Origin of the sequence: Leucobacter sp. UT-8R-CII-1-4 (assembly GCF_030010235.1) — a bacterium.
In the GTDB taxonomy this organism is placed as follows: Bacteria; Actinomycetota; Actinomycetes; order Actinomycetales; family Microbacteriaceae; genus Leucobacter.
This window is the reverse complement of the sequence record NZ_JASCRS010000001.1, coordinates 261,803-280,896: the sequence shown is the minus strand read 5'-3', so window position 1 is coordinate 280,896 and position 19,094 is coordinate 261,803. Positions and strand designations below refer to the sequence as shown.

Genomic DNA, 19,094 nt, shown 5'->3' with positions numbered 1-19,094 from the left:
GGCCCACAGCCTCAAACAGTCACTACTTCCTTAGATATCGACAACTGTCTTGCCTCGCATTGGGGTCGGGCGCGATGGAAGGAAAACAGAGTGACTACACCAGCTCTCAAAGCGGCGAGGCGGCCGCTCATCGTTGGAGGTGCTGCGCTCGCCCTGCTCCTGCCAATTGCACTGCCGGGGATTGCGCAGGCAGCACCAGCTCAAGACGCAGACACCACCCTGATCACCAGCGGCGGTTCATTTACCCAAGTGGTTCCGGACGGTGTCTGTGCAGTCAACGTCTGGGTTGCTGGCGCCCCCGGAGGCCTCGCAATTTCAGACGGTGATGCTGAACCAGACCCGGAAGATCCGGGTGAGCTTCGCGGTGCAAACGGCGCCGGTGGCACACTCAGCGCCAAACTGCAGCTCGGCGCTGGCAGTCTGATTCACGGAACCGTTGGATTCGCAGGCACCAATAGCGGCGTTGGTGGACACCCAGGACCAGGCGGCAACGGTGGCACCGGCGGACACAACGGTGGCGGCGGTGGCGGCTACTCGTCAATCAGCGTCAACGGCGAACGCCTACTGCTCGCTGCTGGCGGAGGTGGCACCGGTGGTGGACACACTTCTGACGGCGGAGCCGGCGGTGACGGCGGAGCGGGCGTTTACCCAGCGATCAGCGTGGCCGACGGCCTCGTATTCCCCGGTGGCGATGGCGCCACCGGTTTTGACACGGGCTGGAACACTGATCCGGCGACCTTCCCAGGTGGCGGCATCGGCGGCAGCGACGAAGGCGGCGCTGGCGGCACAAACCCTCGCAGCAACACCGACCCAGATGTTGCGCTATGGAACTGGAACGGTTTCAAGGGAACTGACTTTGCCGGTGGCAACGGCGGCAACGACAACAGCCCAGACACCGGTGGCGGTGGCGGCGCAGGCTACTTCGGTGGCGGCGGCGGTGCTTCGACCGATGGTGCCGTTGGTGGTGCTGCGCAATACTTCGTTGGTGGCGGCGGCGGTGGCGGATCCAGCTTCGTTTCAAGCTCGATCGACCAGGACACCTTCTCAATCGCGAAGAACCGTGACGAAGACGGCAAAGCCCACGCCGCGTACATTTCGTTTGAGTGGGTCATGTGCGATTACAACCTCGAAATCACCAAGAGCGTGGTCGGTGCAGTCGATGAAGACGGCGAACTTGTGCGCAGCACACCTGTCTTCGAAGACGGCGACACCGTGCGTTACGCAGTAACCGTCACCAATAGCGGAGCCGACGCAATGGCAATTGGCGATACCGTAACTCTCGTTGACGACCTCGCCGTTGGCGGCAAGGTGGTCTCAGTAGATGGCCTGGACACCACGGTCCCTGCAATCGGTGGAACCATCGCGGCAGCAGGCATCGAAGTGTTCGACACGGTCGAGATCTCAGATGCGAATGACAACCCAATCGAACGACCTCGCGGTCTCGCGGTTGGCCAGAGCGTCACTGTTGTGTACGACACCGTTGTTCGAGGCACCGACCCAGTCACGAACACCGTAAGCACTGCAGACCGCAACGGCTCACACGAGGCAGACGCGATTGTGGCACCAGCGGCTCCGTCGCTCGGCCTGCTGAAGACCGCAGACACCAAGACTGTCACGCATGTTGGTCAGGTCGTGAAGTACTCGTTCCTGGTGACAAACACAGGCAACATCGAGTTGCGAGACATTTCGATTGCTGAGCAGAGCTTCAGCGGCAAGGGCAAGCTCTCTGCTGCCGTCTGCCCGGATGAGATTGTGCAGCCGGGTGACTCGGTGACCTGCACTGCTGAGTACACGGCAGTTGCTGGAGACCTCACCGGAACACCACTCACCAACACCGCAACCGCATCTGCGGCGACCCGCGGCGGTATGGACGTGGACAGCGAAAAGTCAGCGGTTGAGATCACCACAGTGAAGCCTGCCGTGCTCTCAAACACCGGCTCGGCAACCCCGATGGGACTGGCCGCAGCGGCTGCGCTGCTCGTCGCGATCGGTGCACCGCTCGCAGCGGCAACGATTCGCCGAAATCGAGCTCGCGCGTAGTCTGAGCCAAGCAAGATAGCTGCTCGCAGTTGTGGCCCCGGAACTTGTTTCGGGGCCACAACTGTTTCGGCATCACTTCACAAGCGCGCCGACCCGCTCAACAGATGAAACGGCGAACGCCGCGGCACTAAAGCGGCTTAGGCGTTGGAAACCTCAAGCAGTGCCGAGCCCGGGCCATAGTTCCCAAAGATTGGGCCGTTGGGGTCTTCTACATCAACAAACACTTCAAAACCGGGGCTTCGATAGTCGCCCTCGCAGACCCGGAAAACGAGAAAATAGCTGCCAGCTCCGGGTATGCGAAGACGCTGGATCGCCTGGCCGTTTTGATCGAGACCAATGTGCGCAACCTGCCCGGTGTATGCAGAGTCGAGGCATACGGTGCCGAAAGCTGGCCCCTTCACCTGAAACACCACGCCACTCGAGCTGGCCTCATCAATTGGAATTGGATCGTAGGGCGCCGAAAACTCAAGGCCGCTCACTTCAGGAGATGCGAGCGTGAACGTCGAAAGTTGCGGGGCCGAATCGCCCTGCTCAGTATGGGCCCACACTCGATAGTTGTAGACACCGGGGGTCTCAAAGAGAAGATCTTGAAAACGGAACTGCCACGCGCCACTCGCTTGTGTGGTCGCTGCAAAAACCTCTGGGGCGTTTGTTTGACCCTCGTAGAGAGAAGGCCTGGTCACTTCGACAAGAACTTCGGCCCCTGGGCTGCTCGTGCCAGAAATGGTCGGTGCGACATAGTTTCGGGCAATAGGCTGTGACGTGAGTTGAATCTTCGGCGCTACCTCGCTGCCGCTGGGCATTGGCGAGCCACCCCCAGGGAGGTGCCTCGGGGTGCGCGGGGGCGGTACATAGTTGTTCTCAAGAAAGGCAACCGAGGTGATTGACTGATCACCGTTCTTGCGACCCAAAGCGGTTGCGGGGTCGGTAGGTTTTTGAGAAGTAGATTCCGAGTTCTTCTCGCCTGAGCCGTTTGAAGTGGCACCGTTTTCGCGATCCGCCGTGCCATGTTGACCGGAAGACGTGTCAGACGGTGTTGCTCCATTGCCGGGGGAGTTCGGGCCCAGATCGAGCGGCACCGCACCACTGGCAAAGACCAGGCCGACACTCGCAACGATTGCTGCGCCGATCACACTCACCGAAGCGATACCGGCCGCGGTCCCCACCGTAGCAAGGGGTGCCATCGCTGGGACTGTGCCCGCGAGTGCGGCGAAACCAGCCAACGAAAGGGTGACTTTTCGCAGGTGTGCGTAGGAGTTGCGGAGCTCGAAGTTGACGTCTGCACACTGTTTACACGCACGCAAATGTGCGTTGACCTTTTTGCTGATTCCGTTTGCTCTGCCATCAACGATCAACCTGGGCAAGAGGCTTGCGACGTGCACATTATCGTCACGGAGGGAAGCCGGAATTTGTTGATCAAGCCAGTTCATTCGCAGCCCGCTGCGAGCGCGCCTGTGCAATTGAGAAACCGCGTTGGTGCCGATGCCGAGTTCTTGAGCAATCTGGCCGCGGCTGGCTTCTTCTACCTCGGTCAGCCACAGCACCCGCTGCCAGCGCTCGGGCAGTGAGTTCATCGCTGCAAGCAACTCTGCTGAGGTGGTCTCACGGGTGAGGAGGTCGAGTGCGTCTTCATCGTTTTGTGAGGAGAACTCATCAATATTGTCGACTTCGACGGGGAGCAGCCGTTCGGATTCGCGCTGCCACCGCATTGCAGTGTTGCGCATCACGGTAAAAAGATACGCGCGGAACGAGGCGTCTGGCCCTCCGCCAGCAACAGTTACCTGGTGATAGACAGCAAGAAAAGAGTCAGAGACTAAGTCTTCGGCGTGAGTCGGCGCGATCCGACGTGCAAGCGTCAGCGCTGCCGCCACATGCCTTCTCCAAAGTTCGGTGTAGGCGGTTGAGTCGCCCTCGCGAAGTTGTCCGAGAAGTGTGCGATCGCTTGTGTCTTGTGCTCGGTTGATCGAAGAATCATCCAAAGCAGGTCCCCTTTGAGCTCTGAATTTCTCCCGTGGCGTGTTTTCCCCAAAACACTGGGATCTAGAGGGAGCATACACCCGTTTTCGCGACAAAAGGTTTTAAAAAAGTTTTCAAAAAAGTTTTCAAAAGCTGCGTCACTTTTGAAGCAATCTTGACTCAATAGCACAGCGTTCTTTGCTCAGAAAAAAATGCCTCAGTCGAGACTTCTTGCGTCACTTCTCGGAGTTCCGCACTCTCTTCTAGTGAGGAAAGCGTTCGCTGTAGTGCGGGTTTTTCTCAGTGACGATTCCCCAGCAGCTCATGTACCCCAAATGCCCAGCCTGCTGGGGAAGCGTCACCTAGGTGTGCGATCGCTCTGCACAACCCGAATGCTTCAGTGCCCACCGCCCTGGTAGGGGCCGAGCGTGTTGAGCGCCTGCAGACGTGAGGCCAGTGAGAATCGCTCGTCGATGTCAGGGGTGAGGCCGGCGGCAAGCTGCGCAGCGTACTCGCCCAGTGCGGGCGCGAACTTGAAGCCGTGCCCGGATAGTCCGGTGACGGTGATGATACGCTCGTCGGCGCTCCGGTCGACTACGGGTAGCCGGTCAGGGGTGTACGCACAGTGGTGCACACTCTCGCGAACAGGCTCGGGACTGACCCCGTCAAAAAGTTCTACCGCACGCTGCCCAATGCGAATCAGTTCTTCTCTGGAGTGCGAAGTGGGAACTCCCTCGACATCGCGGTACACAGGCCATTTGGGGTTCGTACAAGCTTTAAAGGCGTAGCCATCAAAACTTGGTGCGCCAAAAAAGTGCACGTCGCCCACATCGCGCAAAAACGCCGGGAATCGCTCTGGTGCGTAGAGGGCTGGGTTTCGTGGCAGCAACCAGGTGAGCCCGATGACTTGAATTCTGAGCAGATCCTGCAACTCGGGCATCAGTCTGGTCGACCACGACCCCGAGGCGATGACCACTCGGTCGGCGTGCACCGTGCCCTGCGTGGTTCGCACGATGACGCCACTGCTGCGGCTCTCGATTTCTAGAACGGTGGTGTTGAAATGCAGCTTGGCGCCGTTTGCCTCGGCCAGTTCGAGAGCGCTCATGATCGCAACCTCGGGTCGAAGGCCACCGCCTTGCTCGTCAAACACCGCGATATCTTCATCGCTGACCAGGTGCTGCGGGTACTCCTTTCGCAGCTCTTCATTGGAGAGCATGCGGTGGGGCAGCTCGAAATCTTCAATCGTGCGCATTGCCACGAGCAGATCCGGGAAGCCCTCAGGAGCGATGCTCAGACAACCAACTTCTCGGTAAATCTCGCGACCTGATTCTTTTTCAAGCGTGCGCCATAACTCTCGTGAGCGTTGGATCATCGGCACGTATGAGCCGCCTTCGTGCACGGCAGTTCGAAAGACTCGTGACTCACCGGCGTAAGACCCGTGCGAATGCACTCGTCCGTACTGCTCGATGCCAACTACCTCAAGGTCGGGCTGCTTTGAGAGCTGCCAAAGTGCCATTGCGCCAACCGCGCCAGCACCGACAACTACAACGTTGGTTTTCTTGGTATCCGTCATTGCCTACATCTCGTTTTGTCTAGTGAAAACCGTTGCTGATTCAAGTTATCCGAGGGCGGGAGTGTCCCAGAGCGTGAGCTGTGTGCCGATCCCACGTTCCAGAGCATTGCGGTACACCTTGGTTGCCCACGCGACATCTTCAACAGGCATTCCGCCAGTGCCGTAGATGAATATCTCGTCTGCGTGGCTTCGGCCAGCGGCCCGACCATCAATGATTTCGCCGATGTCTTCGAATCTCTCGCGGGCAAATTCACCGTTGCGCACCCGATCAACAAGAGACATTCCCCACAGGCCGATTGATTCGTAGGCAGGTGCCGGAATCTCATCTGCCCAAGACTCGTAGATTGGGCGTGCGTCAACCACATGCCGGGCGCGTGCGGTCAGCCTCGCATCAAGCGCAAGGTGCGAGGGAGAGCAGATAAAGGCGCCCGGTTTTACCCACTCATTCTTGACGGTGGGGTAGTGCTCTGAGCCAGAGGGCGTTGGCACAGCGATGCTGACGATATCTGAATCACGAACGGCTGCTTCGATGCCTTCGACCTGAGTGATCGAGGTGAGCTGCGGGTAGGTCGACTCTGCCCAGTGCATAAAACCATCAATGTCTTGCTGCAGGAGACCGGCAATTTTGAGTGTGGTGATGCCGGGACGAACCGCCATGTACGCCTCAAAAGATGCTTTATTGATTGGCCCCGGGCCCACGATGCCCACCACACGCGAATCCTCACGGGCGAGCAGTCGTGCGCCCACTCCCGGCACGGCACCGGTGCGATAGGCACTCAGCAAGTTGGCCGACATATACGCGAGAGGTGCGCCGGTGTCTTTATCGTTCAGAGTGAACATCAGAATTGACCGGGGTAAGCCGAGCGCCTTGTTGCTGGTGTTCGAGCCGTACCATTTGCAGCCAGCGACCTGGAAATCACCGCCGAGGTAGGCGGGCATTGCCATGAACCTGCGATCGGGGCCATCGACGGGCATACCAGGGAAGGTTTCTTCTTTCGGAAAAAACAACTGCGCACCGTGCGAGACATTGTCGGGTCCAGCCATCCGATAGTCACCGCGAGCAAAAAGACCGAGAACTTCGGCCATCGTGTCGACACAGGCAGCCATGTCTGTAACGCCCGCTTCAATCATGTCCGGTTCTGAAAGGTACAAAAATTCGATTCGTGTGTTTGTCATTAGCTGAGCTCCAACTGCGAGAAGAACGCTTTTGCCCGTTCATGGCTTGGCCGATGCACAACCTGCTCGGCGGGGCCATCTTCGATGATCACGCCACCATCCATGAACAGCACCCGGTCTGCCACATCGACCGCAAAGCCCATCTGGTGGGTAACCACGATCATGGTCATGCCCTCTTTTGCCAACTGCTGCATTACCTGAAGCACCTCACCAACCAGCTCCGGATCGAGCGCCGAAGTGGGCTCATCGAACAGCATGATTTTTGGACTCATCGCGAGAGCCCTGGCAATGGCGACGCGCTGCTGCTGCCCGCCCGAGAGCTGCGAAGGGTAGAAGTCTGCGCGATCCAGCATGCCCACTCGTTCAAGTTGGCGAAGAGCTTCACGCTTTGCCTCGGCATTGCCTCGCCGCAGTACCTGGCGCTGCGCCTCCATCACATTTTCGACAGCCGTCATGTGCGGGAAGAGATTAAAACGCTGAAACACCATTCCGATACCGCGACGCGACTCGGCCAACTGCTTGGCATTCGCCAGACGCACCACGCCGGGTGCCTCGTCAACGTAACCAACCCGCTCGCCGAAGACATGAATATCACCGGTGGTTACGACCTCGAGACGATTGATGCAGCGCAGAATGGTTGATTTTCCGGAGCCACTCGGCCCCACAAGACACACCACTTCGCCCTCGTTCACATTGAACGAGATATCGCTGAGCACCTCATTGTCGCCGAAACGTTTTGAGACGTGTGAGACCTGTACCGCAGGGGTGGCCACTGCAGCTTGTTCGTTTGTATCGCTCACAATGCTCACTGTGCTTCTCCTACCTGATTGGTCGCGGTCGCCCGACTTGCTGCCGCGGATTTATTCGGCAGTTTGGGATTCTTTTTGCCGGCACGGGCAAGTTCACTGCGACCGAAGTGACGCTCAATACGCGACTGCACAAGCGTGAGCGCGGTGACAATCACGAGATACCAGAAACTCGCGACCAGAAGCAGTGGGATCACCTTGTAGTTCGCGGAGTAAATGATTTGAGCCGAGTACAGCAGGTCGTTCAGCGCAATCACACTCACGAGCGAGGTGGTCTTGAGCATCGAGATAACTTGGTTGCCCGTCGGCGGAATGATGACCCGCATAGCCTGAGGCAAGATGACACGGCGCATGATTTGTCCCGGGCGCATACCGAGCACGGCGGCAGCCTCAGTCTGGCCGCTATCGATCGAGAGAATCCCTGAGCGAATAATCTCAGCCATATATGCCGCTTCGTGCAAAGTCAGTGCGAGAAGCGCGGCCGTAAACGGGCTAATGAGCTGGTTAGCGTTGAATCCGATGAACCAATCGGTGCCGGGAATGCCGATCCCGATGCTTGGAAAGAGAGCGGCAAGGTTGAACCAAATCAGCAGCTGCACTAGCAGTGGTACGCCTCGGAACAACCAAATGTAGCCATCAGCGATCAGCGAAAACTGCTTGGCGCTTGAGAGCTTCATGAGCGCAAGCAACACTCCAAGTAGGGTGCCAGCGACCATCGAGCAGAGTGTCAAGAGCAGTGTGTTTGAGATGCCAATCAGAATGTTTGGATCAAAAAGAAACTCGCCAACGATAGGCCACTTGAAATTCTCGTTGAAAGCGAGCGCAATAATCGCCGCGATGAGTGCGACGAGTGTTGCAATGCCGAAGGCACGCAACCCGCCCTGACGTGCCGGAAGTACACGTTTGGTTGTCGTCTGCCCACGCTCAATCGTGGCGGGCTGCGTGCCGGCGATCAACGGAGAACCTTCGCCTCTTCGACGCCGAGATCCTGGATGCCCCACTTAGCGAGCAACTCGTCGTAGACACCGGTATCCATCAGATGCTGCAGCGCGGCGGTGATAGCAGGAGACATGCCTGATTCCTTGCCCGTGCCGATAGCGCTTGGGCCGCTTGGGCCAACCTTGCCAATTGCCTCGATCTCAGGCTCCTTGGTCATCAGGTACTGCAGAATTGGGCCGTCCATCGTGGCTGCCGAGATGCGGCCACTGAGCACTGCGAGCAGCGCCTTCTGCTGATCCGGGTAAGCCTGAATATCAATTGCCTGCTTGCCGTCAGCGACGCAAGCATCAGAGATTTCTGGCAGCACGACATTCAGTTGGAACGAACCGTTCGAGACCCCAACCGCGTGGCCGCAGAGATCGTCGATCGAAACATTTTCAGGGTTTCCCTGCTTCACGCCCACCTGCGAAGAAGAGAGATAGTACTCGACCAGATCAAGGACTTCGAGACGCTCTGGGGTGATCGCCATATTGGCGAAAGCCACATCGTACTTTTTCGCGTCAATACCTGGAATGATCTGATCGATTGTGGCGGTATCAAGCTTGCGTTCGATACCGAGCACGTCAGCGACTGCCTGTGAAAGGTCAGGGTTAAACCCCTCGACTTCATTCGTCTTCGTGTTGGGGAAGTTCATGGGTGCCATGCCGAGGGTCGTTACCACCTGCATGTAACCCTTGTCAGCGATATCGGCTGGAAGCAGCGCTGCGATCTCATCGACCTTTTCTACCGTGATTGCTTCGGCAGCGGTATCGCTCTCACTCGACGCTGAGGTGTCGACGGCTGCTGGCGCGCAAGCTGCCAGGCCGAGACCGAGACCGACGGTGGTCAAAAGACCAATGAACTTTATGCTGTTGCGCATATTTTGCACTCCTTTGGGACTGGGGGTTCACCTCGTTGGGAAGCCCGCAATGGTCAGCATCCTCAAAATCTAGGTTGCAGGAACAGGGTCAAACCCAATGCCTGAAGTCATGCTAAATCGAGATTTGTCGGCGCTTGGACCTTGCGAGTGCACCATGCCATTGGGGGCATGGCTGCTGCCGCGAGAGGCAAGTTTGGTAACGGTTTGGTCTCAGCCGGTGGCCGTGAGTATTCGCAGCTGTTCTGCCTTAAACTCGCTCGGAGACTGGCCAAAACGCTCTTTAAAAGACCTGCTGAAATGGCTCTGATTGACAAAACCCCAGCGTGCAGCGATCGCGGCGCAACTGTGGGCCGCAAGCCTCGGGCTTGCCAGATCGGCACGGCATCGCTGCAGCCGCCGTTCGCGGATCGTTCCGCTCACTGTGTTGCCCGTGCTTTGAAACAGATCACGAAGCGAACGGCTCGAAATGTAGTGGGCTTTCGCGATTGTTTCGGGGGAGAGCTCTGCATCGGCCAGATGATCCTCGATAAACACCTCAACGCGCTGCAAAAGCTGTGCTCGTGGATCATACGATTCAGCAGTTACCCCTAGAATCTGACCGAACATGGTGCCGAGCAGATCAAGCCCGGTACGGGTGAGTCTGCTCTGCACGCTAGGAGACTGTGTTGCCAATTGCTCTGGCAGATGCAATAGGTAGCTTTGTACCACCGCGCCAAGCGAATGCGCGCGATCAATTGCGGTGGCTGTGAGCTGATCGGTGTACGCCGTCGGCAAGTGCAATCGGTCTTTTGGAAAGCGCATAACAAATTCACGATGTCCGTCACCCAAAAACAGCGCGAGCGGTTGTGAAGTTTCGTAGAACGCGAGATGCCCGGGCTGAATTTGCAGCGAACGCCCGTCTTGATAGAGCACGCCTGAGCCTGAGAGCAGCAGACTGAGCATGTAAAACCCGCTGCCACCCTGCTGCACGGTGCTGCTCGTTCGGCCCAACGCGAGAGACGCCGAAGCGCTGTTGTCAGAGAAATAGGTGTCTTCGACCGCAGTTGAGCGAATGCTCGCGCTGAAAAAGCTTGACTGTGTTGCTCCCGAATCCGAGAGCAGCATAGGCACAAACGATCGTGAGACGGCCTTCCCGAGACTGTCAAACGTTGAGAATCTGCGAATTGTGTGCGGGGGCGCAGACGGTGCGTGCATCACAATTTGATGTTATATCTTTCGAGCGCGCTGGATCGCATGCCTGTGTGCGGTTGCCGCCGCCTCGCTGGCAAACAAGGCACTGGCTAAAATTTTGGGGTCGAAGAACATCCCAACGCATCGAGTCTGTCGAGTTCGACAATCAACAGTCCAGGATTGGTTGAGCCGTCCAAATCGCTTCGGCGCCGAAGCTGAAAGGATGTTCGAAACCGAGAATATCCGGAGGAAACATTTTGACAGCGCAGTCCGTTTCATTGCCCAAAGATCTCCTTGCTACAGCCGAATGGCAAAAGCGAATTGATGATCTCGCAGTCTCGCTTGATATCCCTGGTGCCCAGGTCGGGGTGCTCATGCTGCACTCAGACAATGCTGAAGACGCTGAAATTCGTGTGGTCAACACTGGCGTTGCCAGCCGCGACCACGGCGCACCGGTAAATGACCGCACTCATTTTCACTACGGCTCAATTTCGAAGGTGTGGACCACGACGCTGCTGATGCAGCTAATTGACGAGGGTAAAATTACCCTCGACACCACCGTCGCCGAAGTGCTACCAAAGCTACGAACTGACGTCGACGGAGCCACCGAGCAGATCACGGTTCGCCATCTGTTGACCCACACCTCGGGTATCGAGGGTGACTTCTTCCGATTCACCGGTGAAGATGAGGGCGCGCTGAACGCCTACCTTGACACCATTCCAGAAGCGCAAAGTATCACCGAAGCTGGTGGCCCGCACAGTTACTGCAACTCAGGCTTTTCGATTGCGGGAGCAATTGCTGTTGAGCTTCGGGGCGAGCTTTGGGATGACCTGATTATTTCTCAGATTGCAGCTCCTCTTGGCGTCACCGATCTCTTCTCGAAGACGGCAGACGCAGGTCTCTATCAAACGGCCGCCGGGCACAACCCGCAACCAGATGGTTCACCGGCCGTGGCAACCAAAACTTGGCAGCTCCCTCGCGCGCTCGGTCCGGCCGGTCTGCTCGCCGGCACCGCTGACACTATGCTGCGCTTCGCAGCGAGCCATCTGCGCGACGGTGTTGCCCTCACCGGGGAGCACGTGCTTTCTCCCGAATCGGCCCTCGCGATGCGCTCTGAACAACACAGCTTCGACCAGGTATCGACCACGATGACCGGTTGGGGCTTGGGTTGGGCGCTTGCTGACTGGGGCACCCCGGTGCTCACCCACTCGGGCGGCACTATCGGGCAGAACGCAAACCTCACGGTGTTCCCCGAGCTCGGTTTTGCGATTTGTATTCTGACGAACTCGGCGGTGGGCAGCACTTTTGTTGCACAGCTTGAAGAGATCATTGCGAAAGAGATCGGCCTTACCCGGCCAGTACCGCGCGACGAGGAACTCGCAGATCAGGGTGCGCTGCGCGATCTGATCGGCAATTGGAGTTCGCCGTGGATGTGCCTCGAAATCACCGAAGACGAATCGGGTGTGGTGCGGGCCGCCATGAGTGATGCCTGGTCAGCGAAGCCGGGAGTGACCGCGCCTTCGTTCCCGCTTCGTGCCGCGGGCCAAAACCGTTTTGTGTACGAGCGTTCCGGGCGCACCGCTGAGATTTCAAGGGTCAACCACCAGGGCCGCGAATTCATTTGGACCGGGCGTTTGCTTGAGCGCAGCCCAGAACCCTTCAAACCCGCCGGTGTCGTCGGGTCGGCCGCAAACGCTTCAAATTAAGGATCATTGATGACCTCCGTTCCTCTGCTCGAGACCAAAGACACACTGGTAGTTAGTACCCCTGCTGCTGCGGCAATTTCACCAGACGCAAGCGAAGTGGCGTTCGTGGTGAGTGTCGACAACCACAAAGATGACAGTTTTGATTCGGCGCTTTGGCGCTTGCGTGATGGCGTAGCCGCCCCAATCGCCGAGGTAGCGAAGGGTCGGGCGCCGCAATACCTATCAGACGGCACACTTTCGTTCATCGACGCCGAGAGTGGTATCGGGCAGCTCGCACTGCTCGAGTCAGGAAAGACCGTCGCCGTCACCACCGCCGATACCGCTCCCTTTGGTGTGAGCGGGGTTGCTTGGGCTCCCGACGCCAGCAAAGTTGCTGTGGTTGTGATTGAATCAACCACCCTGCCGGGTGAGCCGCTTGTTGCCAGCACCACATTTCACAAGATGGATGGCATGGGGCGTTTTGGCGACACACTCTTTTCGATTCTGCTGATTGATCGCGCGAGCGGCGAAGTTACCGTGCTGCGCTCTGGGATGCACTCGGCATCTTCGCTTTCATGGTCACCTGATGGGCGCCTTCTCGCGTTCTCGACCTGGCGAGACGATGCGTGGGATCAACACCACGTGAGCGTGTTCGAGGTGCTTGAAGTGGCCAGCAAAGACGGCAAACAGGTCTTCGAGGGATTTCTTGGACTCGGTGCTGCCTCGGCGTTCACGCCAGATGGCTCGGCACTGATTATCACCGGCCTGCAAGAACCGGTTGCCGGAAATACCCAGTTGTTGCTGATCGATCTGGCCAGTGGCGAACTGCGCAGACTTGCGCCAGAGCTCGATCGAAATGTGCTTGTTGGTGGCAACGGTGGTTACCCAGGCTCGGCGCTTCGATTCAGCGCCGACGGTCGAGCCGTGATGTTTACGATTCGTGAGGGCGGCGTCGCACAGGTGTATTCGGTTGACTACACCGATCCCGCTGCACCGGCCGAGTTGCTCTTTGGAGATGACCGCTCGTGCATTTTTGGCCTTGACGTGGCACACGACGGAACAACGACCTTTGTGCGTGCGACCGATACTGAGTTCGCAGAGGTCGAAATTCACGCTCCCGATGGCTCGCTGATCCACCGCACCTCACTCGCGATTGACGTACCTGTTGAGACGCTGCTGCGCGCAAACTGGCAGGAACGCTGGTTTGAAACAGCCGATGGTACTCGGGTCCAGGGCTGGTTGCTGCGACCAGCAGATGCCGTTGGTGCTACGCCGGTGCTGCTTGACGTGCACGGTGGACCACACAACGCGTGGATGCCTATCGCGAACCCCGGCTTTTTGCACCACCATCAGCTGGTTGCGCGGGGCTGGAGCGTGTTGATCGTGAATCCGCGCGGCTCTGACGGCTATGGCGACGAGTTTTTTGGTGGCACCACCGGTAAATGGGGCTACATTGACGCGGACGACCTCACCGTTGGGCTGCACACGCTTGTTGCCGAGGGGTTGGCTGACAAGGATCGCCTCGCGGTGACTGGCTATAGCTATGGCGGGTTCTCGGTCTGCTCGCTCACCAGCAAGTTCCCGCAACTTTTTGCTGCCGGTATTGCTGGCGGTCTGGTCTCGGACCTTGCCTCGATTGCGCACACCGCCGACCTCGCTGGGTATTTCTCGCGCATCGAAATGGGGCAGGGTGACAACCTTGACTACGCGAAGCTGCGTGCGGTGTCGCCGATTGCCGATGTGCACGAGGTACGCACACCAACGCTGATCCTGCACGGTCTCGAAGACCAGCGTTGCCCGGTGCAGCAGGCTGAAGCCTGGTTTGCAGGTCTGCGTGAAGCCGGTGTGCCAAGTCAGATGGTGATTTACCCCGGTGGCTCACACCTGTTCTTTGTGCAGGGTAAGCCGAGCCAAAAGATCGACTACCGCGATCGAGTTCTCGCCTGGCTTGATACTTACGTGCCAGCTGCGTAATCACTCGAAATGGGGTCAGCTGCGGTGCCACGACCCCGGCTGACCCCATTGCGTTAGCACTTGTAGTATGCCGCGATCTTTCCGTGCGGGCCATCTACCACGGTGACCGGAGTGCGGAACACCTGGGTGAGTACCTCATCGCGAATAATCTCGTCGGGGCTGCCATGCATAATGACCGAGCCCTGATCCATCGCTACGATGTAGTCGCTGTAGGCGGCAGCGAAGTTGATGTCGTGCAACACGATCACGATGGTTCGGCCGAGTTCGTCTGCCGCGCGACGCAATTGCTGCATCATCTGCACTGAGTGCTGTGCGTCGAGATTGTTCAGTGGCTCATCAAGCAGCAGATATTCAGTGTCTTGCGCGAGCACCATCGCGACATAGGCGCGCTGACGCTGACCACCCGAGAGCTGATCGAGAAAGCGTTGCTCAAGATCGGTGAGGTTCAAAAAGTCGACTGCCTCAGAGATTTTGTCTTCGTCTTCTTGAGTGAGCCTGCCGCCGCTATAGGGGTAACGGCCAAATCCCACGAGCTGACGAACCGTGAGTCTGGTCACAAAGTGATTTTCTTGACGCAGGATCGACACCCGTGTCGACACCTCTTTCGAGGGCGATTCGTGCACGTCGAGGCCGCCAACCTCGATCGTGCCGTCGTCTGGGCTAAGCAGCCGACCCATCATTGTGAGCAGAGTCGACTTGCCGGCGCCATTTGGGCCCACCAGGGCGATGATGCCGCCCGATGGCAGATCCAGCGAAATCGGTCCAATCGCAACTTCGTTGCTGTAGCGCTTTGTGACGTTGTGAATGTGAATCACAGTCGGCCTCTTTTCAAAATAACGATGAGGAATGCGAGCCCGCCGATTAGTTCGACGATGATGGTGACAGCATCAACCATCGGGAGAACGTGGCGGAGCAAGAAGTAGGCGCCACCCAAAATGACGTAGCCGAGCAGCCAGGCGATCGGGAAGATGAGCCGGTGGTCGTAAGTGTCGGTCAGTGAATAGGCGAGAGTCGCTACCAAAAACCCGAGGAAGGTCATGGGGCCCACAAGCGATGTACTCATTGCCATCAGAATCGTGACCAGGGTCAGCATCAGCATCACCTGGCGACGGTGGTTCATGCCGAGATTTGTGCTGATTTCTGCGCCAAGAGAAAGCACGTTGAGTCGTCTGGCGAGCAGCCAGATTGCAATGCCGGTGGCGGCGCAGATCGGAATCACGATCGGCAAATAACTGGTGTTGGCATTGCCGATGTTGCCGAAGAGCCGTGCCAGCAGCACATCAAATTCATTTGGGTTCAGCATGCGCTGCATGAATGCGCTGAGCGCGCCGAGCCCGGTGCCGAGAATAATGCCGACCAGAAGCATGATGTGCAGGTTGCCCAGTTTGCCTGAGAACAGCCACGAATACAGCAGCACCGCGAATAGCACCATCATCGAGGTTTGCATGAGGAACTGCGTGAGTCCGCTCAGTTCTACCAGTCCGGTCGTGCCAAAGAAGTACACAATCGAGGTCTGAATCAACACATAGAGCGACTCGAAGCCCATGATCGAGGGCGTAATGATGCGGTTGTTGGTGACGGTTTGAAAGGCAACGGTGCCAAAAGAGTGGCAGAAGGTGACGAGCGCGATCACCACGAGCGAGTCAACTCGCATTCCCGAAATGCGCCACCACTTTTCAGAGAGTAGAGGGTAAGAGTTGCCCCAGGTGAGCAGCAGCACGGTGAGGGCAAGAGCTGCAACAATCAGGCCGCCAAGAATCACGTAGTAGCGGCGATGGTGGGTGCGGCTGGCATATGGGCCGACGTGACGAGAGACGTCACCGGGCCTGCCCTCACTGGTGCTCGCGGCTGCAATTGGCGTGTTTGCCCTCGCTGAGTTCGGTGTGGTGAGGGGCGTTGGATCAGCGGACAAGGTTCCTCCTGGTACGCAGCAGCAAGAAGATAAACGTGATGGAGCCGACTACGCCGAGCACAATTGACACTGGAATCTCGAACGGCATGATGATCACTCGGCCGAGAATGTCGCAGATGGTGACGATCCAGATGCCCGTGATGAAGACCCAGGGAATATTTGTGCGAAGATTATCGCCGCGCACCATCGAAACAAGGTTCGGCACGATCAGGCCCAAGAAGGGGAGGGCGCCGATTACCACGGTGACCACGCCGGTCACAATTGAGACAAGGCCAACGCCGAGCAGCACCACACGCTCATAGTTCAAGCCGACGTTTGTGGCAACGTCTTTTCCGAGTCCTGCCACGGTGAAGCGGTTAGCGATGAGCACCACCACAACGGCCACTATGGCGACGACCCAGAGCGGTTCGTAGCGGCCGCTTTCAACTCCGGTGAAACGACCGGCGAGCCAACTGCCGAGGGTCTGCATCAGGTTGAACTTCAGCGCAAGAAATGTGGTGACGGCACTAATGACCGAGCCGAACATGATGCCAACGATGGGCACAATGAGTGAAGACTTGAGTGTGACTTTTCGCAAGAACGCAAAGAAGATCATTGTTCCGGTGAAAGCAAACAGGATCGCAATAATCATTTTTGCGAAGACCCCAGAGCTTGGCAGCAATATGTAGCTGAGCAGGAGGCCGAGCCCTGCCCACTCTGTTGTGCCAACCGTTGTCGGTTCGACGAAACGGTTTTGAGTCATCAACTGCATGATCAGCCCGGCCATTGCCATACTCGCGCCGGCCAAAACAAGGGCAACGGTGCGCGGAATTCGGGTGATCCAGGTGAACTCATGGCCTCGACCGACGGTGTCGGTGATATCGGCGACACCGATGCATACCGATGCGGTCAGCAGGCCGAGCGTGAGAAGAATGGCAATGCCGAGTGACGCATACTTGCGCAATCGGCTTTGCGGCGCGTAGGAACGCGAAGATGCAAGCGCGTCTACATTTGTGACTCGCTTGGCCGGTAGGGGAGCCTGGGTGCTCATGGAAGCCTTCGTTCTTGCGTGGCTTTGCCCCGGCTCGGTGAGTAGCCGGGGCAAAGCGGTTTCGCGTTCGTGCCCGTTACTTGAGCGACTTGAACGAAGCGGTCAGCTCATTCAGCACGGTGGTGTAGGTGACGATGTCTTCGGTCAGGTAGAAGTCACCTGGCATGACATAGATGGCGTCATTTACAACCGCAGGAACGGTGGCTAGTGATGCTGAGCCCTTGATGAGCTCGAGCGCTGGGGTGACCTCTTGCGTGTCTGCGAAGGCTGCGTCACGATCCAATACCAGGAAGAAGTCGGCGTTCGCCTCTGCGATTGCTTCGATCGAGATGTCGTCGCCCTGGTGGTTTGCCGATCCCTCTGCATCGAGTGCGGGGGTGAGTTCAAGCAGGCTGAAGAACACGCTCGCGCCGCGACCGTCGACTGGTGACGAGTAACGAATCTCGTTGCCGCTGGTGACGAGGCCCATAACGCTGACCTTTGGATCGTAAGCGTCCTTGGCTTCCTTGACTGCCTTGTGCAGGTTGTCTACGACGGCCTTTGCCTCGTCCTGCTTGCCAAAGATTTCTCCGAGCAGTTCGGTGCTCTGCACGAGGTACTCATCGGTGCTGAGCTCTTCGTTGTCCATGACAACGATGGCTGCCTCGGGGGCTGCCTTCTGCAGGTCCTCTTCGTACCCGCCGTAGCGGTAGCCGTTGATGATGAGGTCGGGGTCTGCTGCGACAACCTTCTCGAAGTCTGGCTCGCGGTGGGTGCCGAGGTCGAGGATTGCTTCGTCCTTAACCATTGGGTTGTTTGGGCTCATCAGTGCACGAGGTGCTGCCGAAAGCTCAATGCCCCAGTCTGAGACGAGCTGGAACAGGCGGTTGTCGGTGACGATTACGCTGTCTGCGCTCTCGATGGTCACTTCGTTGCCTGCCATGTCGGTCACGGTGACCGGGAATTCTGCGGTGCTGCCCTTTTCTGGCGCCTCTTCGGTTGCCGAGTTGCCGTTTGAGCAACCGGTGAGGGCGAGTGCTGCGACTGCGATGCCTGCGAGCGTGACGAGTCCGCGACGCTTCATTGATGCCATTGTGACGTGTTCTCCTAGCAAGGGTGTGAGTTCATCTGCACTTAGTTAGGTAAACCTAAGCAACATCACACTAACGCTTTTCTGAGTGAAGTGTCGAATTCCGCTGAGGGTCGCCTGAGCGCAGCCAAAACGTTGCCCAAAAGCGATCTTTTGTGGCTACAATCGCGCGAGCGCGTTATTGCGATTGCCAGTTGAGGGCGGCTCTTGCCACGATCAACTGCAAACAATTGCTGTCTTCGTCGACCGGGGCATCGCTAAGGTAAAGCACTACCTCTTGCACCGTCTCGCCCTGCACCATAATTGGCATGAGCGCTTCTGCGAAACCCAGAGAATTGGGCGAAATCTCCCCGCCGCCCGCGCGACTCCCGGTATCGAAACAAGGGTCTATCGCCTTGCCAGAGAGTGTTCCGCCGACTTGGACATTCTCGTAGGGAATGCTGAGGTCGGAGAACGTAATGGTGGCATTCAGGGTGGTTGGAGGTGGCCCTTTTGCTGGCTCATTAACGGTGACCAGCACGGTGCCTGAAATCTTCTCGCCGCTAGTAGAGACAAGCTCGCCAGTAGCGGCCATGCCTCCTGGGGTGGCCTCCCGTTGCTCTGGCGCGGCCTCCGTATCTTGTTTGGAGGCGGTTGCTTGTGGGGGTGGAGCGCTGCAACTAGAGAGTGCGGTGACAAGTAGCGCGTAGACGGCGAGAATGCCTCGAATCTTGTGCAATGCTGCCTGCCTCTCGGCTCACCTCAACGTGCGCTTAAAAGCGTCGAATTGGATTCAACTCTCGCCTTATTTCCTCGAACGATAGCAAGCTTGCTCGGTAGCTTCAATGGTTCGGTAAGGAGAGGTC

General features: G+C 57.9%; 15 protein-coding genes. 3 read left to right on the top strand and 12 right to left on the bottom strand.

The genetic code is table 11. The features are described from left to right. Positions 1-90 precede the first annotated feature (90 nt). Entirely contained in the window at positions 91-2,040 is a 1,950-nt protein-coding gene (locus QBL02_RS01240; RefSeq protein ID WP_282724531.1) for a hypothetical protein, read from the top strand. A 137-nt stretch (positions 2,041-2,177) separates the two neighbouring features. Here QBL02_RS01240 and QBL02_RS01235 read toward each other — a convergent pair whose 3' ends face one another. From QBL02_RS01235 to QBL02_RS01205, 7 genes are all read right to left on the bottom strand, one after another. Further along, complete coding sequence (locus QBL02_RS01235) at positions 2,178-4,019, bottom strand: sigma-70 family RNA polymerase sigma factor (RefSeq protein ID WP_282724530.1); 1,842 nt, start codon at positions 4,017-4,019, stop codon at positions 2,178-2,180. A gap of 374 nt (positions 4,020-4,393) precedes the next feature. Next, on the bottom strand, positions 4,394-5,569 hold the full coding sequence (gene solA / locus QBL02_RS01230) for an N-methyl-L-tryptophan oxidase (protein WP_282724529.1): 1,176 nt from the start codon (positions 5,567-5,569) through the stop codon (positions 4,394-4,396). A gap of 45 nt (positions 5,570-5,614) precedes the next feature. After that, positions 5,615-6,745 carry a tyramine oxidase subunit B gene (locus tag QBL02_RS01225; RefSeq protein WP_282724528.1) on the bottom strand — a complete coding sequence of 377 codons (1,131 nt, stop codon included), beginning with the start codon at positions 6,743-6,745 and terminating at the stop codon, positions 5,615-5,617. Further along, positions 6,745-7,461, bottom strand: coding sequence for an amino acid ABC transporter ATP-binding protein (locus QBL02_RS01220; RefSeq protein WP_349238631.1), 717 nt, complete (start codon positions 7,459-7,461; stop codon positions 6,745-6,747). The genes QBL02_RS01225 and QBL02_RS01220 overlap by 1 nt, the downstream gene beginning before the upstream one ends. An 89-nt stretch (positions 7,462-7,550) precedes the next feature. Continuing rightward, entirely contained in the window at positions 7,551-8,507 is a 957-nt protein-coding gene (locus QBL02_RS01215) for an amino acid ABC transporter permease (RefSeq protein ID WP_282724527.1), read from the bottom strand. Further along, on the bottom strand, positions 8,504-9,409 hold the full coding sequence (locus QBL02_RS01210; protein WP_282724526.1) for a transporter substrate-binding domain-containing protein: 906 nt from the start codon (positions 9,407-9,409) through the stop codon (positions 8,504-8,506). The genes QBL02_RS01215 and QBL02_RS01210 overlap by 4 nt, the downstream gene beginning before the upstream one ends. A gap of 210 nt (positions 9,410-9,619) precedes the next feature. Continuing rightward, positions 9,620-10,603 (bottom strand): helix-turn-helix domain-containing protein, encoded by a 984-nt coding sequence (locus tag QBL02_RS01205; RefSeq protein WP_282725256.1) that lies wholly within the window; start codon positions 10,601-10,603, stop codon positions 9,620-9,622. A 233-nt stretch (positions 10,604-10,836) separates the two neighbouring features. On the opposite strand from QBL02_RS01205, the gene QBL02_RS01200 reads away from it, so the two are divergent. Together QBL02_RS01200 and QBL02_RS01195 are read left to right on the top strand one after the other, a co-directional pair. After that, positions 10,837-12,285 (top strand): serine hydrolase domain-containing protein, encoded by a 1,449-nt coding sequence (locus QBL02_RS01200; protein WP_282724525.1) that lies wholly within the window; start codon positions 10,837-10,839, stop codon positions 12,283-12,285. A 9-nt stretch (positions 12,286-12,294) separates the two neighbouring features. Beyond that, positions 12,295-14,238 (top strand): prolyl oligopeptidase family serine peptidase, encoded by a 1,944-nt coding sequence (locus QBL02_RS01195; RefSeq protein ID WP_282724524.1) that lies wholly within the window; start codon positions 12,295-12,297, stop codon positions 14,236-14,238. A gap of 53 nt (positions 14,239-14,291) precedes the next feature. On the opposite strand, the gene QBL02_RS01190 is transcribed toward QBL02_RS01195, so the two are convergent. The 5 genes from QBL02_RS01190 to QBL02_RS01170 form a co-directional block, all read right to left on the bottom strand. Continuing rightward, complete coding sequence (locus QBL02_RS01190) at positions 14,292-15,053, bottom strand: ATP-binding cassette domain-containing protein (protein ID WP_282724523.1); 762 nt, start codon at positions 15,051-15,053, stop codon at positions 14,292-14,294. Beyond that, complete coding sequence (locus tag QBL02_RS01185; RefSeq protein ID WP_282724522.1) at positions 15,050-16,150, bottom strand: iron chelate uptake ABC transporter family permease subunit; 1,101 nt, start codon at positions 16,148-16,150, stop codon at positions 15,050-15,052. The genes QBL02_RS01190 and QBL02_RS01185 overlap by 4 nt, the downstream gene beginning before the upstream one ends. Further along, positions 16,140-17,180, bottom strand: a complete 1,041-nt coding sequence (locus tag QBL02_RS01180; RefSeq protein ID WP_282724521.1) for an iron chelate uptake ABC transporter family permease subunit — start codon at positions 17,178-17,180, stop codon at positions 16,140-16,142. Before QBL02_RS01180 ends, QBL02_RS01185 begins: the two co-directional genes overlap by 11 nt. Positions 17,181-17,256: 76 nt before the next feature. After that, positions 17,257-18,252 (bottom strand): ABC transporter substrate-binding protein, encoded by a 996-nt coding sequence (locus QBL02_RS01175; RefSeq protein ID WP_282724520.1) that lies wholly within the window; start codon positions 18,250-18,252, stop codon positions 17,257-17,259. A 175-nt stretch (positions 18,253-18,427) separates the two neighbouring features. Next, positions 18,428-18,967, bottom strand: coding sequence for a hypothetical protein (locus QBL02_RS01170; RefSeq protein WP_282724519.1), 540 nt, complete (start codon positions 18,965-18,967; stop codon positions 18,428-18,430). Positions 18,968-19,094 lie beyond the last annotated feature (127 nt).

Bases quoted from the DNA above. Each gene is read 5' to 3' on its own strand.
- QBL02_RS01180 (WP_282724521.1), bottom strand. From the start codon at position 17,180: ATGAGCACCCAGGCTCCCCTACCGGCCAAGCGAGTCACAAATGTAGAC.
- QBL02_RS01225 (WP_282724528.1), bottom strand. From the start codon at position 6,745: ATGACAAACACACGAATCGAATTTTTGTACCTTTCAGAACCGGACATG.
- QBL02_RS01175 (WP_282724520.1), bottom strand. From the start codon at position 18,252: ATGGCATCAATGAAGCGTCGCGGACTCGTCACGCTCGCAGGCATCGCA.
- QBL02_RS01195 (WP_282724524.1), top strand. From the start codon at position 12,295: ATGACCTCCGTTCCTCTGCTCGAGACCAAAGACACACTGGTAGTTAGT.
- QBL02_RS01210 (WP_282724526.1), bottom strand. From the start codon at position 9,409: ATGCGCAACAGCATAAAGTTCATTGGTCTTTTGACCACCGTCGGTCTC.
- QBL02_RS01205 (WP_282725256.1), bottom strand. From the start codon at position 10,603: ATGCACGCACCGTCTGCGCCCCCGCACACAATTCGCAGATTCTCAACG.
- solA (WP_282724529.1), bottom strand. From the start codon at position 5,569: ATGACGGATACCAAGAAAACCAACGTTGTAGTTGTCGGTGCTGGCGCG.